Source organism: Planococcus antarcticus DSM 14505, from assembly GCF_001687565.2.
GTDB classification, from domain to species: Bacteria; Bacillota; Bacilli; order Bacillales_A; family Planococcaceae; genus Planococcus; species Planococcus antarcticus.
In genome coordinates this window covers 2175196-2191714 of sequence record NZ_CP016534.2, presented here as the reverse complement: position 1 = coordinate 2191714, position 16519 = coordinate 2175196, and the positions used below count along the sequence as shown (strand labels likewise).

Annotated in this window: 10 protein-coding genes and 4 pseudogenes; 10 read left to right on the top strand and 4 right to left on the bottom strand. The window is 41.7% G+C overall.

Annotation, left to right across the window (positions count from 1 at the left end):
* Positions 1-47: 47 nt before the first annotated feature.
* Together BBH88_RS11005 and BBH88_RS11000 are read left to right on the top strand one after the other, a co-directional pair.
* Positions 48-3629, top strand: coding sequence for a dynamin family protein (locus BBH88_RS11005; protein WP_006829907.1), 3582 nt, complete (start codon positions 48-50; stop codon positions 3627-3629).
* A 3-nt stretch (positions 3630-3632) separates the two neighbouring features.
* A complete protein-coding gene (locus tag BBH88_RS11000) occupies positions 3633-4562 on the top strand; it encodes a sulfurtransferase (protein ID WP_006829908.1) in 930 nt (309 codons plus the stop codon).
* A gap of 45 nt (positions 4563-4607) precedes the next feature.
* Here BBH88_RS11000 and BBH88_RS10995 read toward each other — a convergent pair whose 3' ends face one another.
* Positions 4608-5912: a hemolysin family protein gene (locus BBH88_RS10995; RefSeq protein WP_006829909.1), complete on the bottom strand. Its 1305-nt coding sequence runs from the start codon at positions 5910-5912 to the stop codon at positions 4608-4610.
* A 170-nt stretch (positions 5913-6082) separates the two neighbouring features.
* Between BBH88_RS10995 and BBH88_RS10990 the strand changes: the two genes are divergently transcribed.
* From BBH88_RS10990 to BBH88_RS10975, 4 genes are all read left to right on the top strand, one after another.
* A complete protein-coding gene (locus tag BBH88_RS10990; RefSeq protein WP_006829910.1) occupies positions 6083-7660 on the top strand; it encodes an amidohydrolase in 1578 nt (525 codons plus the stop codon).
* Positions 7660-8409, top strand: a complete 750-nt coding sequence (locus BBH88_RS10985) for an SDR family NAD(P)-dependent oxidoreductase (RefSeq protein WP_006829911.1) — start codon at positions 7660-7662, stop codon at positions 8407-8409. The genes BBH88_RS10990 and BBH88_RS10985 overlap by 1 nt, the downstream gene beginning before the upstream one ends.
* Positions 8406-8615, top strand: a complete 210-nt coding sequence (locus BBH88_RS10980) for a hypothetical protein (protein WP_006829912.1) — start codon at positions 8406-8408, stop codon at positions 8613-8615. Before BBH88_RS10985 ends, BBH88_RS10980 begins: the two co-directional genes overlap by 4 nt.
* A 473-nt stretch (positions 8616-9088) precedes the next feature.
* The gene (locus BBH88_RS10975) at positions 9089-9589 is read left to right on the top strand and encodes a site-2 protease family protein (protein WP_065537375.1); all 501 of its coding nucleotides are present in this window, start codon (positions 9089-9091) and stop codon (positions 9587-9589) included.
* A gap of 139 nt (positions 9590-9728) precedes the next feature.
* Here the strand turns inward: BBH88_RS10975 and BBH88_RS10970 are convergent, their stop codons facing one another.
* From BBH88_RS10970 to BBH88_RS18920, 3 genes and pseudogenes are all read right to left on the bottom strand, one after another.
* On the bottom strand, positions 9729-9944 hold the full coding sequence (locus tag BBH88_RS10970) for a hypothetical protein (RefSeq protein WP_006829914.1): 216 nt from the start codon (positions 9942-9944) through the stop codon (positions 9729-9731).
* Between the two features lie 106 nt (positions 9945-10050).
* Positions 10051-10712: pseudogene (locus tag BBH88_RS10965) on the bottom strand (ABC transporter ATP-binding protein).
* Between the two features lies 1 nt (position 10713).
* Positions 10714-11047: pseudogene (locus BBH88_RS18920) on the bottom strand (ABC transporter permease); the annotation flags it as partial.
* 218 nt (positions 11048-11265) lie between these two features.
* Here BBH88_RS18920 and BBH88_RS10960 point away from each other — a divergent pair.
* From BBH88_RS10960 to BBH88_RS10945, 4 genes and pseudogenes are all read left to right on the top strand, one after another.
* Positions 11266-12006: pseudogene (locus BBH88_RS10960) on the top strand (metal ABC transporter ATP-binding protein).
* A gap of 2 nt (positions 12007-12008) precedes the next feature.
* Positions 12009-12872 carry a metal ABC transporter permease gene (locus BBH88_RS10955; RefSeq protein ID WP_065536795.1) on the top strand — a complete coding sequence of 288 codons (864 nt, stop codon included), beginning with the start codon at positions 12009-12011 and terminating at the stop codon, positions 12870-12872.
* A 56-nt stretch (positions 12873-12928) separates the two neighbouring features.
* A pseudogene (locus tag BBH88_RS10950) lies at positions 12929-13827 on the top strand (metal ABC transporter substrate-binding protein).
* Positions 13828-14437: 610 nt separating this feature from the next.
* Positions 14438-16507 (top strand): heavy metal translocating P-type ATPase, encoded by a 2070-nt coding sequence (locus BBH88_RS10945; RefSeq protein WP_065536796.1) that lies wholly within the window; start codon positions 14438-14440, stop codon positions 16505-16507.
* Positions 16508-16519: the final 12 nt, after the last annotated feature.

The window sequence follows — 16519 nt, the reverse complement described above, 5'->3', positions numbered from 1 at the left end:
TAAAAATGATATGATAGAGAACAGTACGCGGAGAAGGAGATTTCTAAATGACAGTAGTTGATCATAAACAAGAATTGCTTGAAACGGCACACCTTTACCGGATCTTTAAAGATAACGAAGACACCGAACGGGAAGCGAAAGCTCATTTGTTTGCGAAGAAAATCTTAAAGAATAATTTCATCATCGGCTTTGCCGGACATTTTTCATCTGGCAAGTCATCTATGATTAATGCACTGACAGGTGAAACTCTATTGCCATCCAGCCCAATTCCGACCAGTGCCAATATCGTCAATGTCCAGAAAGCGGATACAGACTTCGCCATCGTCAATATGCGGAACGAGAAGCCCGTCTACTTTCCAGAGAATTACGATTTCAATGCTGTCAAGGAATTCTGCAAAAGTGGGGATGTCACGCAAATCGATATCGGCCACCAGTCTTCTGTCCTGCCAAAAGGCATCACCGTTATGGATACGCCTGGCGTTGATTCCACGGATGATGCGCACCGCATGTCGACAGAATCGGCTTTGCATGTGGCGGATATGGTCTTTTATGTCATGGACTATAACCACGTCCAATCCGAATTGAATTTCAATTTCACAAAAGAATTACAGAAATATACCGAGCTGTATTTGATCGTCAACCAAATCGACAAGCATCAAAGCAGCGAAATGAGCTTTACGGATTTCCAGCAGTCAGTCCATGATTCGTTTTCAGCATGGGGAGTTGTTCCAAAAGGTATCTTCTTTACGTCTTTGAAAGATTTTGCTTTTCCTGGCAATGATTTTGAGCAGGTTAAAGGCTTGGTTTCTTCAACTATGCAGGACTGGAAAGGCCATGTTGGCGAAGCTTCGGATCTAGCTTTGAACCAATTAAAAGACGAACACATTAAGTTTTTAGAAGATGAAAAAGAAGAACGTCTACAGGCATTTTCAGAAATTCTCGATCCGCAGGAGTGGGAAACGCGCGAAGACTTAAAAAAGGAAAATGCCTTGGTGTCACGCAGAATGTCTGTGCAGGATTTTGAGAACTGGCAGGCGAAATTCGAAAAGAGCCGTAAAGAATTGCTAGAAAACTCGAACATCATGCCATACGAATTGCGCAGCGCATTGACCGATTACTTGGAGTCAATTCAGCCGAATTTCAAAGTTGGTATGCTGTTTAGCGGCAAAAAGACGGAAGAGGAACGGCAAAAAAGGCAGCAAGAAGTGGTCATCCGTCTGGAGTCAACCGTCTCTTCGCAAATCACCAACCATCTAAAAAAGCTGATGAAATCTTCTTTGAAGGATGCTGGCTTATTGACCGACAATGAGTCATTGGCGATAGATGATATGATTTTTTCCGTTCCGTTTTCCGTTGTTGAAGAACAAACATCAACTGGCGCTTCGATGACGGGTGATGCGGTGTTGAATTTTGCCAACAGCATTTCAACGGCTGTTCAGCGCTGGTTTATCCGTGAAACAGAGGATTGGAAAAAGTTACAGGAAGAAAAGTTTGCTGGTCTTACAGACGATGCCAGCACAGAAATAGACATGAAAGCGCAAATCTTATCGAAAAAAGTACTGGCTATCCAGACTCTTGAAGAAATGGATAGCAAAATCGATAAAGTGAAAAAATCTTATTCAGCGATGCTGCCGAAACAAAAAACGGCAGCCGAAGAAAAAGTGGATCAATGGCTGGAGGAATTTGAAGTTTCCATTGAAGAAATGACAGAATTTGATCCAGCGATGCTTGAAAAGAGTGATCCACAGCAACAAGAGCAGACGCGGCGGGCTGAAACGATAGAAGTAGCAGCATTCGACGAAATGGCTGTGCTCGAGCGTGCCAAACGCACAGCTGAAGTCATTGACCCGATCAAAGGCTTTGCTGAGACAGCGGCCTACTTGAAACGCAAAGCGGGCCGTCTAGAAGGACAGGAATTCACTATTGCGTTATTTGGCGCTTTCAGTGCAGGGAAATCATCGTTTTCCAATGCTTTGATGGGTGAAACCGTCCTGCCAGTGTCTCCGAATCCGACGACGGCAACCATTAACCGGATCCGTCCAATCACAGACAAGCATCCACACGAAACCGCAGACGTGCGCTTGAAGACTCTCGCTCAAATGACGCAAGACGTCAAAAACTCTTTCCATGTGCTGGGAATTGAAGTGGCTTCACTAGAAGACGCCTATGCCAAGTCGCTGAAATTGCCAGAAGATATCCCGACGGAACAGCAAGTCCATAAATCGTTCATTCTGGCCTTTAGCAAAGGTTATACAGAATTCAAGGACCGATTGGGCGAAATCCTCCGTACAGACCGTGAAGAATTTAGTTTGTACGTGGCAAAAGAGGAGAAAAGCTGTTTTGTCGATGAAATCGATTTTTATTATGATTGTGAACTGACGCGCAATGGCGTGACACTCGTCGATACGCCAGGAGCGGATTCTATCAATGCGCGTCATACCAATGTTGCCTTCGAATATATCCGCAACGCTGATGCGATTCTTTTTATTACTTATTACAACCATGCGTTCGCGCGTGCTGATCGGGAATTCCTCATTCAGCTCGGACGGGTCAAGGATGCCTTTGAAATGGATAAAATGTTCTTTATCGTCAATGCTATCGATCTAGCCAATGACGAGCAGGAAAAAGATGCGGTCGTTACATATGTAAAGGACGAATTGCAACGCTTTGGCCTCCGTTTCCCTCGACTATTTGGTGTTTCCAGTCTTTTGGCGCTGCGTGACCGTGAGCGTTCCGGAATGTCACAATTTGAAGAGGCGTTCCAGCATTTCCTGAAAGAAGAGCTGAAAGGCATGGCTGTTCAATCATTGGCCGAAGAAGAGCAAAAAACGGTTGACCGTTTCCGAAGCCTGATTGAACAAACAGAAAAAAACCTGTTGCGAAAAGATGAGCGACTGGAAGAACTCAAGCATCTTGAGCAGCAGCTGCGCATCTTGTTCGGTGCATCAATCGCCAAACTGTTGGAGCGCGAGGCCCTTCAGGAATTAGATGAATTGTTGCATTACGTCAATCAGCGGGTCTTCTATCGGTTTAATGACTTCTTTAAGGAAGCATTCAATCCGTCGGTCTTTTCAAATAAACCAGCACAGCAGGCGCTGGATACTGCTCTACAGGATATGAACGAAATGACGGGCTTTGATTTCCAACAGGAATTGCGTGTCACTAATTTCCGCCTTGGCCAGTTCATCGAAAAGAAACTTGAATCGCGTTTTAAGGAAGATACGGCCAAATTGAAAGAGCAGAATGCAGAATTTTCATTCACGCCGTATGAAGTGCAGGAAGCAGGTTCGCTAGACATTACTAAACCGTTTACGGAATCTGACTATTCTTCAGTCAAATCACATTATAAGAATAACAAAAGCTTTTTCGAAAAAAATGAAAAAGAAAAGCTTCGAGATGCACTGCAAGCAATGATGGAACCCGATGCTTTGCGTTATTTAGAAAAAGAGAAAAAAGAGTTAGGCAATTGGGCGGAATTCTGGATTGAACAAGAAGCGGAGGGACTGCGCCAACATATTCTTCGACAGGCAGTCGACCAGATTGATTCAGAGCGGACGTTGCTCCAGCAATCTGAAAGATTGGCACAATGGAAAGAACTGTACGTAAATTTGATGGATGGAAGGGTGTAGACGATGTCAGTTTTTATTGAAACAACCGATACCGAAAACCATAGATGGATTGATACACGATTCGATTTGAAAGATTCATCGGTCGGTAGGAACCTTTACGAGCAAGAACATGTGGCAGGAGCGATCTTTTGGGATCTGGAAATAGACATGTCGGACATGTTATCTCTAGAAGGACGGCATCCTATGCCGTCCAATCAACAGCTGACGGAATTGATCCGGTCAAGCGGCTTGAACTTCGGTGATTCCATCGTCATTTATGATCAGGGCGGCTCGCCTTATGCGGCACGTGCCTGGTGGTTGTTGAAATACGCGGGATTTGAGAAGGTCTATATCAGTCAAAAAGGCTTTAACCAGCTGAAAGAGCAAGAAATTAACGTCAACATGGAGGTATCGCAGTACCAACCGACTGAAGTCAAGCTAGATTTTATCCAAGACATTTTCGCTGACCAAACATTTGTGAAAAATATCAATAGTGGCGATGAATTGGGTGTCTTGGTTGACGCACGTTCTGCAGAGCGTTACGCAGGACTGGTTGAACCAATTGATCCAGTGGCAGGACGGATTCCTGGAGCACGGAATTTGGATTGGATGCAATTCGTTTCTGAAGGAGAATTTCAGCTGGGTGAAGATATTAGCCATATTGTTCAGAAGCATGAACCCGCTGTTGTTTATTGCGGCAGCGGTGTCACGGCAGCTGCTTTGTATGCCATCATGTCTGAAAAAGGTTACGACCAGCTAAGACTATACATGGGTAGTTACTCGGATTGGATTACAGACGCAGAAAATGTCGTTGAATTTGACCGCGGCGAACATCCGGAAGCAGCGGATGATGAAACCAAAAAGATTTTGGCAAACTTGATCGCAGAAGGCTATTCAGGCGAAATGCTGATGAAAAAGTTCGAGTACGAGAAATCTTTATTAGAAGGAAAATAAAAAACCCTGGACAGCAGAAGTGCTGTCCAGGGTTTTTCGGTTATTCTAAAGATCAGTATTGCGTGTCAACAGTACGCGGATAATCTGGTGATTTTCCATTTCACGGACCGTGATAGTGTGATTCGGCAATTCGACCGATTGCCCTTCATTGATATCAGTATTTTGCAATTGGATCCAGCCGCCAATGGTATCGACGTCTTCGCTGTCATCAAACTCGATAGCAAAGCGATCTTCTAGATCCGATAAGAGCACACGCCCATTCAATAAATAATTATTGATGTCAACAGCTTTGATCTCATCTCTCTCGTCTTCGTCAAACTCATCACGGATTTCCCCGACGATTTCTTCTAAAATATCTTCCATTGTGATGACTCCAGCAGTGCCGCCATATTCGTCGACGACAATCGCCATATGAACATGTTCTTTCTGCATTTTCAGCAGCACATCCTGAATAGGCGCCATGTCATGGACAAAAGGGATATCGTGGACGACGATACTATCGTTCAAATCCTGTTTGTAGGTATAATTGGTTAGCATTTCCTTGACGTTCACAAAGCCAAGAATGTCGTCCTTGTCACCTTGTTCGGTGATTGGATAACGAGTGTACTGATGATCGCGTACAATCTCCATCAAGTCGTCATGGCTCATTTCAAGTGAAATGGTCTCCATTTGTGTTCGCGGCAACATGATGTCTTTTGCCAGTCGTTCGTCGAAAGAAAAAATGTTCTGCATATACGATAATTCCGTTTGATTGATTTCACCGCCTTGATAACTCTGTGTCATGATGATCTTCAGTTCCTCTTCTGAATGAGCTTGTTCATGCTTTGCGGGCTCAATGCCAAAGGCACGGAGAAGCAAACGGGCAGAGCCATTCAAAAGCCAAATGAATGGTGCCATTATGATTCCAAACACGTAAAGTGGACGAACAAAGACGAAAGCCATTTTCTCTGCATATTGAATCGCCAGTGTCTTAGGAGTAAGTTCGCCGATTACCACATGCAAGAAAGTAATGGTGGTAAATGCAATAAGAAAGGAAAAAATCGACGCAGTCAGTTCTCCGATCCCGAAGTTTTCAAAAATTGGATGTAGAATTCGTCCGACAGTCGATTCACCTAGCCAGCCAAGACCAAGCGCCGTTACCGTTATTCCTAATTGGCAAGCGGACAAATAATAATCTAAGTTGCTGATGATTTTCTTTGTCAAAATGGCATTTTGATTGCCTTCTGATACGAGTTGATCAATACGGGAATTTCTGACACGAATTATTGAAAACTCTGATCCAACAAATAAAGCGGTCAGCCCGATTAAAAAAGCGACCAATAACAAATTGAGAATGGGTATACTGTCCAATACGTCCCTCCGACTCGGAGGGTTCACCTCTGCTTTCTATAAGTAAAAACAGTATAACATATATGCAAGTGCTTTTGCTTTGTGTGTGAATCAATGAAAATTTCAATCTAAACGTATTGAATGAAGTAGCAATTAAACATATGATGAGAAGAGAGAAAAGGAGTGGTTCGATGAAAGTATTATGGTATGGGGGAACAATCTATACAATGGAAGCTGAAGGCGCTACTATGGAAGCAGTTTTGGTGTCAGACGATTACATAGACAAAATCGGGACATATGAAGAATTGAAACAATTCGCTGATAAGGAAATCAATCTGCAAGGAGCGAGTATGTATCCTGGATTAGTTGATAGCCATATGCACATGATTGGCCACGGCGAGAAATTAATGCGCGTTGATTTGTCGAAAATCGAAAGCTCAGAGGAAATGCGAGAGCAATTGGTCGAGTCTACGAAAGAACTGAATAAAGGTGAATGGTTTATTGGTGAAGGATGGAATGAAAACAACTTTGCCGACCGTAAAATATTTCATCGACATGAACTTGATGAAATCAGTTTATCGCCGATGCTGCTGAAACGGGTTTGCCGACATGCAATCCTGGCTAACTCGAGTGCATTAGCGCTTGCTGGCATTACAAAAGATAGTCCGGATCCTGAAGGCGGTGTGATTGTGCGCGATGCAGATGGAGAGCCGACTGGTTACTTGTTGGATGCAGCACAGGATCTGGTGGCCAATCAGGTTCCCGAGGTCAGTGTCGAATACTTGACGCGCGCCCTACAAAAATCAGTGGATCATTTGCTGTCACTCGGTTTAACCGGCGCCCATACGGAAGACATGGGCTATTATGGTCATTATTCACGGCCGTTGCAAGCATTCAAAAACGTCATTGGCGAACAGCTGAAATTCCGCTCGCACTTGCTCAGAGCTCATAGTGCATTTGAAGAAATGGTGGAAAAGGCTTCTTACGCAGAACCATTTGTCGATCCAGGCCCAATGAAAATTTTTGCGGATGGTTCGATTGGTGGGCGTACTGCGTTGCTGAGCAAGCCATATAACGATGATCCATCAACAATCGGTGTCGCTATCCAGTCAGACGAAGAATTTAAACGTCTGGTCTCTATTGCGCGGAAACATGGAGAGGCAGTAGCGATTCATGTTATTGGTGACCTTGGTCTGGAAATGGCGTTAGACGCCATCGAAGCGCATCCGGTGCCCTCGAACAAACGTGACCGTCTAATTCATGCGATGGTGGTCCGTGAAGATTTAGTAGAGCGGATGCAAAAGATTGATGTAGCTTTGGATCTTCAGCCAAGTTTTGTGACATCCGATTTCCCTTGGGTCGTGGAACGTCTCGGAGAAAGCCGTCTGGAATGGGCATATACCTGGAAAAAGCTATTAAACCACGGACTGATTTGTGCTGGAGGATCAGATGCACCGATCGAAGAGGCTGATCCGCGCCTAGGTATTTATGCTGCCGTGACACGCAGAAAGCCATATGAAACGCATGAAGGCTACCAGCCTGAAGAAAAATTATCCCGCTTCGAGGCCATTCAGCTATACACTAGCGGCAGTGCAGCAGCCATTGGCAAGGAAGCTGAACGCGGTGTTATCCGTCAAGGCTTTGACGCCGATTTTACTATTTTTGACCGGGATTTATTTTCAGGAAATGAAGAACAAATTTTGGAAGCTCAGCCTGTCATGACAGTAGTAGCAGGAGAAATCATGTATCAACGGGGCAGTCAGGAATAATGGCAAAAGAAGCATATATCATTACCGGTGCATCTAAGGGAATTGGTTTTGAATGGAGCCGGCAGCTTAGTGAAGCGGGACATCTGGTTATTGGAATTGCCCGCACCGAAGCGAAAAACTGGCCAGGCGCACATTTCCTGTCATTCGATCTGACATGTCTTGAGGCGGTTGAAGAAATCATCGCACAGGCGTTAAAGCTGATACCAAAAGAAACGGAAACGATGGTCTTAGTGAATAACGCCGGGACCATCGAGCCAATCGGACTCGCTCATAAAAATGATGCAGCACAGGTCAGCCAAAGCATCGTCCTCAACTTGACGGCGCCGATGTTGCTGTGCAGTGCATTTATTAGACAGCTGGAATATAGTTCGGCTGAGAAAAAAATTGTCAATATTTCATCTGGAGCGGGTCGCAAAGTCTATGAAGGCTGGAGTGCTTATTGTACTGGAAAAGCGGGACTTGACCATTTCAGCTCTTGTCTGGATGTGGAATATGAAGGTGTCAAAGTAGTTTCTGTAGCACCAGGAATCATCGATACCGGTATGCAGAAAAAAATTCGCCAAAGCGATGCAGCAGATTTCCCATTGATCGAAAAGTTCTTGGATTACAAAGAAAGTGGGCTGCTCAGCAGTCCAGAAGAAACGGCGAAATGGCTGATGGAAATGACCCAAAGGCCGGATTTCAAAGAACTGCCGACCATTTTGGACATCCGTAATTTACCGCAAGCAAGAAAGGGAGGCTTGAAATGAGCAATACACCAGAAAATATAGTAATCAAGCTGTCCGACGCTAATCAGGCAGGAATCGATATGAGCAGCCCGAAAGCTGTCGTCACCTTTTTGTTAGCTCAGGGCGAAAAAGAGTCAATTCTCTTTTTCTACAAGCCAGGCAGTGTTGAGTTTGATTTTGACAAATTCAACACTGCCGTAGCGGAAATGAAAGAGCGAAAGAATTAAAATAACCATATGATATTCGTAAATGTATAGGTCATCAAGTGAACGTTCGTAAAGTGTTTTGATTCCTTTACGAACCTTTTTTTGTTCTGCTTTTTGATGGATTTGGTGCGTTCATACAAATGTGCTTTTCCGAACATTTAATTTAAGTGTTCGAATTTAGTGTCATTTGAGTAAAAAGGAAATAATAGATTTTGTTATAATAAATGGTAAACTACAAGTATGTGATTTCAAAATATTCTATCAGCTAATTAATTGTTTAAACATACACATTACCCAGAGAAGAAAAGAAGGTGAATATGCAACCTGGATAAATCCAGGAAATTTTTTCATTGACTGGTCGAATTTTAAAAAGCAGAAAATAAAAAAGTCGGGTTGATCTGTGAAGCCCATTCTTGAACTCAGACTCTTTAGGAAATATAGGATCGTTGTAACAAATAATATTACTCATAGGAAAAAGGGGGAACGTTTTGGGGATGTTATTTGAAGTGGTTATAATTCTGCTTATTATCAACATGGCACTTTTTATACATGAAATGGGCCATGCTATTGCAGCAATTTTAAGAAATAAGAAAGCGAAGGCCGAAGTCTATATGGGTTCATCAAGTAAAGAGAAAAAGCTGGAGCTAAATCTCGGAAGAATCACCAGCTATCTAACCATCGCCCTTTCCGGGTTCTGCCGTCTTGCGAACCCGGAAAAATTACCGTCAACTACTTATAAGCAAAGACTTATTTTCCTCGTGGGTGGACCGATTGCTTCATCATTGGGTTTTATAACACTATATTTCACCTCTCATTTCTTTTCTGGCACGATAGGCAATATCATTATCAATACTGCCGGCGCTAATTTATTTCTATTCGTAACTTCCTTAATTCCCTTTAACTACCCTTCATTTTTAGGTGGCCTTCCAAGTGATGGGTTACAGATCTTAAACTTAATAAAAGAAAATGGAAAACAACGTAAAGAAGTTTCTTAAGAAGAAAATTTCTTATTGTATCTACAAAGGCATTGACCCAGCAAAGAGTTTAGGGTTCTATTTATTGGACTTAAAGAGGAGTTGAGTCGAATCACCAAATGAGGCAATTAAAGAAAGAAATATTTTTAAACTGGAAAGTTCAATTTTGAGTGGTTTCTCCGTGAAATTGAGTTTGCATATTATCGGTTATCGAAAGAGAAGAGGCTTTAGAATGAGCTTCTTCTTTTTTATCGTTAAGATTTTGGTGTAAATGAATGGATATTTTCCATGGTGATAATGTGGAAATATTGCTGTTTAATTCAACAAAATAAGCCAGCAATCTTTCACACGAAATTGCCGGCTTATTTTGATTCATACTTCAAATACGTCTTGGAATTGCTTCGAATTAGCTCTTGAAGTAATAACTACAGATAACTATGGTGCATTAAAGCTAGTCGAGTTCACTAACAGAAAAATACCAGTTATTCAACCAAGCCATCTTTCATCGTAATGATGTGGGACGCATACGACAGCATTTCTTCGTCATGAGTTACTAGCAACGTAGTAATACCTAGAGCTGTAGTTAAATTTTGGATCGGTGACATGATTTCTTTAGAGCGCTTAGAATTTAAACTTACTGTCGGCTCGTCAGCAAATAGCATGTTGGGTTTGTGGATTATGGCTACACGCTGTTTTTCTCCGCCGAACATGGATGCCGGATAAGCATCTTTTCGGTGAGTCACACCAATTTGCTCTAGTAGTTCGCTAACTTCTTTTTTTGCTGGTGTTTTGTCAGTTTGGTTCCGGATATTTCAAGCATTAGCAGCAATTGTTCTTGTGCTGTCAGAAAAGGAACCAAGTGGGCTGATTGAAAAGTAAAGCCGAATTCACTTGCACGAATTTGTCGAATTTGCTCTGGATTCATATCGGTCAAGTTTTTGACGCCGAAGATGATTTGACCGTCTGTCGCCGATTGCAGTCCTGCCGCAATAGTCAGCAATGTGCTTTTGCCAGAACCTGAAGTTCCGACAAATGCAGTAATTTCACCTGTGTGAAGAGCAAGCGCGATGCCTTTTAAAATCTCTTCTGCCACTTCACCATTGGTAAATGTTTTTCTGACTTCTTGAGCTGTGAAAATGGTCATATTAAACCTCTCCTTGTTGAATCGCTTGCAGCGGTTCGACTTTTTTAATTTGAATGCCAAATAACGTAGCGCCAATAAATCCGATGACTAGGAAAACAGTCGACACCTGGATTGTTACTGTAGCGGATAAGCTAAACGGCATGTCAGCTGATGCGAATTGATTGACTCAACTTAATCGAAAAGACTAGTGCAATTTTGGTAATACAGAACATTTGCGTCCATATCATTTTTAATATGTCGTATAGACCGATGTTCTGGACATTTATCATATAGAAGAAAATAACGAATAAGAGAGCACTGATAACTACTAGAAACCAACCAATCATATTAAGTGAAAATCAAATATTGGATAGATAAGTTCATTAAAAGAAGTAAACCTCTTTTTGCCTTTATCGATTTAGCAAAGACTTTCTTTATTCTCATGCCTAAAATATAAACGAGCCTGATAAAACTTTTCTATTTACAATTATTCATAAAAGAGCTAAACTAAGTAAAATTTTCCTTCGGGAAAGATATTTTTAAAATGAAAATAAATGGTGGAGGGGGAAAAAAGATGATTCCTGCACTTAGCCTGAACAATGTCAAAGTCTCTTATCACGGCAAACCAGCTATTGAAGCAATTGACTTAACACTCGAACAAGGAAAGGTCCTGGGAATTATTGGACCGAACGGCGGTGGAAAATCTACTTTATTAAAAGCATTATTAAATCTTATTTCAATCGATAAAGGTATGATTGAAATATTTGGTGAAACGTTAAAAGAAAATCGAAAACGAATTGCTTATGTGCCTCAAAGAAATCAATATGATTGGGATTTTCCGATTCATGTTCTTGATGCTGTCTTAATCGGGACTTATCCGAATTTGGGGATATTCAAACGTCCAAAGAGAGAAGATAAAGAGTGGGCTTATGAATGCTTGAAAAAAGTGGGCATGGAAGAATTTTCTAACCGCTAAATAGGGGAACTATCCGGTGGACAGCAACAGCGTGTTTTTCTTGCCAGAGCACTTGCACAAAAGGCAGATCTTTTCTTTTTGGACGAGCCATTTGTCGGGATTGATGTATCTAGTGAAGAAATGATTGTCGAGCTCTTGAAAGACTTGCGAGATCAAGGCAAAACGGTGGTGGTCGTTCACCACGATTTAAGCAAAGCGAACGAATACTTTGATGAATTGCTTTTATTGAATAAACAAGTGATTCAATTTGGGGTTCCTCCGCAAGTCTTGCGTCCAGAAATAATGCGGAAAGCCTATGAAAGTGAATTATCTTTTCTATTTGAAGTTGGGGTGAACTAATTATGGCTTTTATTGAAGGACTTATCGAATATGACTTTTTACAAAAGGCATTGCTTACTTCAATCATGGTGGGAGTTATTTGCGGAGTCATCGATTGTTTTATCATTTTAAGAGAAATGGCACTTATGGGAGATGCAATTTCACATGCGGTTTTACCGGGGGTAGCAATTTCCTATGCACTCGGAATCAATTTTTTCTTCGGTGCAGTATTTACAGGCGTGTTAACAGCAATTGGAATTGGTTTTGTAAGCCAAAATAGCCGCATTAAACAAGACACGTCTATCGGCATAGTGTTTACTGCTGCATTTGCTTTAGGTGTTATTCTCATAACAGTGCTTGAAAGTAGTACGGATTTGTATCATATATTATTTGGTAACGTGTTGGCTGTACGGCCTTCAGACATGTGGATTACTTTAGCTATCGGATTGCTTGTATTGGTTTCCGTTTACGTTTTCTATAAAGAACTTCTCGTCACATCTTTTGATGAAACGATGGCACAAGTTTACGGGTTCCCAGCAAGACTGATCCATTATTTTTTAATGACGCTACTCACAATGGTTACAGTAGCTTCACTTCAGACAGTTGGTATTATACTCGTAGTTGCTATGTTGTTCACACCCGCGGCAACAGCTTATCTGTTGACAGATCGTCTATCAACAATGATCTTCTTGTCGGCTTCTATAGATGCAAGTGCAGCTGTAATTGGATTGTATTTCAGCTTTACTTATAATTTGGCGTCAGGCGCGACAATTGTGCTTGCTGCGACAGCGTTGTTTGTAATAGCTTTTCTTTTTTCGCCAAAACAAGGAATCTTATGGCGGAAAATAAGTGCGATGAAAAACAGAGAGTTAGCCAACAAAATTTGATATAAAGGAGACTAGCCATGAGAAAAAGAAATATAATCTTCAACATCAGCATCGCTATGCTGCTTTTTTTAGCAGGCTGTTCGAGCAACGCAAGTGAAAATAGCGATACAAACGAAGACAAGTTGCAGGTCGTAACAACCTACTCGATTCTTTACGATATCGTTAAAAATGTTGGCGGAGACAGAATCGACTTACACAGTTTGGCACCAATTGGTTCTAATCCCATGAATACGAACCATTGCCGCTTGATGTTCAAAAAGCAACAGACGCTGATGTGGTGTTTTACAATGGCTTAAACCTAGAGGCAAAAAATTCATGGTTTGAAAAGTTAATGGATACCGCTGGTAAAAATGGAGACTCGGCACCTATCTACAAAATGAGCGAAGGTGTTGTGCCCATGTATTTGACAACTGAAGGAAAAGAAGGCGAAGAAGATCCTCACGCTTGGTTAGATGTGTGAAATGGCATTAAGTATGCAGAAAACGCAAGAGATGCATTGATTAGAGTCGACCCAGAACATGCAGAAGAATTCGAAAAAAATGCAAAAGAATACATCAGTCAATTAGAAATGCTTCACCAAGAAGCCATCGATCAATACAGCAAAATTCCAAAAGAAAAACGCATTTTTGTAACGAGTGAAGGCGCTTTTAAATATTTCAGCAAAGCTTATGATTTCCAAGCGGAATACATTTAGGAAATCTATCAAGAAAACCAAGGAACACCGTCACAAATTACACAGGTTGTAGATGCCATTAAAAAACAACAAATTCAGGGCTTATTTTTAGAAACAAGCATTGATCCCCGCAGCATGAAGACAGTATCAAGAGAAACGGGCATGGAGATTAAAGGAAAAGTATTTACGGATTCGATTGGGAAGCCAGGAGAAGACGGGGATACGTATATCAAAATGATGGAATGGAATATTAACACCATTTTGGAAGGATTGACTAACTAGATAATTTATTTATTTGAATGATATAGCAATCATCCGATCTTGATGCACCGAAGAAAAAAGGAGGCATGAGATCTAGGTGAAAGTTATGGTCTTATCAATTATGGAGTCATCACTTAACTCGCCTTTTCATTTATGAAGACAGAATTGACTTTAAGCAAAGATATATTTCTTTATGAAATAAAGAAGACCCTTCATCAGTTTGTATAAAGCTGAAGAAAGGTCTTCTTTGACTTTTTTCGAATCTTTGGAAGACAGTCATGCGATAGGGAAATGAGCAGAAGCATACAAGAGAGATGTCAAGGCGCTGTTTTATATCAGATCAGGGAATCGCATAATATAAGATAAAGCTGTTGAAGATTATCGAAAACATGTCCATCCACTCAGTCTCGAGCTCTTAGAACGGGGATTCAACTCTATCATCGCCTTATTAATCCTCTTTTTAAATAATCGATCGGGTAATATTGTACTTTCCAATACAACTTTACTCGAATAGAAATTTCGGAATTTTGAATAAACTTTGTAAATGTAACGGATTTCTCGCCAGTTTCTCGATATTATAGTTCTAAGATAGGGAAATGAAGCTAAAAAAATTGTCGAGAGGTGAGTTCCGTTGTCAAAAAAAGAAGCAGATCGTCAAAAAAACGCTCACGACACTAGTCAGAACAATCACCATTCTGAGCAACTTCAAGAGGAGACAGAAAATCACCAAGAAAAAACACATTCGAACCATGAACACCAGGGCCACAGAGATATGGTGGCAGATTTTAAGAAGCGGTTTTTTATTTCCTTGATTCTCACGCTTCCTATTCTAGTGCTATCTCCTATGATCCAGCATTTTCTTGGATTCGACTTGCGCTTTAACAATGATATGTATATTTTATTTGCCTTTTCTACGATTGTTTTCTTTTACGGAGGCTGGCCATTTCTAACCGGTGGCATCAGTGAATTGAAGGGAAAAAATCCGGGTATGATGACATTGATCGCTTTGGCCATAACAATTGCCTATGGCTATAGCACGCTAGTGGTGTTCGGGTGGGAGGGCAATCAGCTCTTTTGGGAATTGGCGACATTGGTTGACATTATGCTGCTTGGCCACTGGATTGAAATGCGCTCTATTATGGGCGCTTCAAATGCGCTGGAACAGCTAGTGAAGCTGATGCCAAGTGAAGTGCATAAATTGGATGAGCGCAATCAAGTTTACGATGTATCTTTATCAAAGATTCGGAATAGGGATCGCGTATTGGTCAAACCAGGTGAAAAAATTCCTGTAGATGGACAGATTATAGAAGGGAAATCGACAATCGACGAATCAATGCTGACAGGAGAGTCCATTCCCATCGATAAACAAGAAGGCGATTCCGTAATCGGTGGATCGGTGAATAAGGAAGGATCACTAACAATTGTAGTAGAGAAAACAGGAGAAGAATCATATTTATCTCAAGTTATCACAATGGTTAAAGAAGCTCAGGAATCCAAGTCCCGTACGCAGGACTTGACGAATCGAGCAGCAAAATGGTTGTTTTACCTAGCTTTAATAGCAGGATTCATTACGTTGTTCGCTTGGCTTTCGCTGGGCTACTCATTTGATGTGGCCATCGAACGTATGGTCACGGTCATGGTTATTACATGTCCGCATGCTTTGGGACTTGCAGCCCCATTGGTCGTCGCCGTCTCAACATCTATTTCTGCAAAACAAGGACTGTTGATTCGGAATCGTGCAGATTTCGAGGGAGCACGCAATTTGAATGCCGTGGTGTTTGATAAAACAGGAACACTGACAAAAGGTGAATTCGGTGTCACCGATATTATCTCCGAAAGCAGCTATTCAGATAAAGAAGTTTTGCAGCTAGCAGCGATCATTGAACAAAATTCAGAACATCCAATTGCCACTGGTATTGTGAAATCTGCTAAAGAAAAAGGGATTACGATTGGGAAAGTGAATGACTTTGAATCGATTACTGGAAAAGGAATCCAAGGACAAATAGAAGGACAGAAAGTCAATGTGGTAAGTCCAGGTTATGTAAACAGCAATCAATTGACCTACAATCACCTTCAGTTTAATAAGCTATCAGAAGAAGGGAAAACCGTAGTCTTTGTACTAGTGGAAGATCGACTTGCTGGAATGATTGCCCTTGCGGATATTGTCCGGGATACTGCGAAAGAAGCTGTGGCTGCATTAAAAGCAAGAGGAATTCACTCAATTATGCTGACAGGTGACAACAAAAAAGTGGCGAATTGGGTAGCTGCACAAGTAGGAATTGATGAAGTTTATGCGGAAGTATTGCCAGAGGATAAAGCTAAGCAAATCAAGAAAATAAAAGAAAAAGGCTGGCGAGTCGCAATGACAGGTGATGGAGTGAATGATGCGCCGGCACTTGCAACTGCTGATCTTGGAATCGCCATTGGAGCTGGAACAGACGTAGCGATGGAAACAGCCGATGTGGTACTAGTAAAAAGCAATCCGAACGATGTGGTAACATTGATTGATTTATCGAAAAAGACTTACAGGAAAATGGTTCAGAACCTATGGTGGGCGACAGGCTATAATATCTTCGCTATTCCACTGGCAGCTGGAGTGCTGGCACCATGGGGAGTTATTGTCAGCCCGGCAATTGGAGCTGTCTTCATGAGTTTGAGCACAATCATAGTGGCGATTAATGCCAAGCTCTTAAAAGCTTAAACCCAAATTATT

What these genes read in the sequence shown, in the direction of transcription:
- BBH88_RS11005 (WP_006829907.1), top strand. Translation starts at nt 48, where the DNA reads ATGACAGTAGTTGATCATAAACAAGAATTGCTTGAAACGGCACACCTT.
- BBH88_RS11000 (WP_006829908.1), top strand. Translation starts at nt 3,633, where the DNA reads ATGTCAGTTTTTATTGAAACAACCGATACCGAAAACCATAGATGGATT.
- BBH88_RS10990 (WP_006829910.1), top strand. Translation starts at nt 6,083, where the DNA reads ATGAAAGTATTATGGTATGGGGGAACAATCTATACAATGGAAGCTGAA.
- BBH88_RS10985 (WP_006829911.1), top strand. Translation starts at nt 7,660, where the DNA reads ATGGCAAAAGAAGCATATATCATTACCGGTGCATCTAAGGGAATTGGT.
- BBH88_RS10980 (WP_006829912.1), top strand. Translation starts at nt 8,406, where the DNA reads ATGAGCAATACACCAGAAAATATAGTAATCAAGCTGTCCGACGCTAAT.
- BBH88_RS10975 (WP_065537375.1), top strand. Translation starts at nt 9,089, where the DNA reads ATGTTATTTGAAGTGGTTATAATTCTGCTTATTATCAACATGGCACTT.
- BBH88_RS10970 (WP_006829914.1), bottom strand. Translation starts at nt 9,944, where the DNA reads ATGAATCAAAATAAGCCGGCAATTTCGTGTGAAAGATTGCTGGCTTAT.
- BBH88_RS10955 (WP_065536795.1), top strand. Translation starts at nt 12,009, where the DNA reads ATGGCTTTTATTGAAGGACTTATCGAATATGACTTTTTACAAAAGGCA.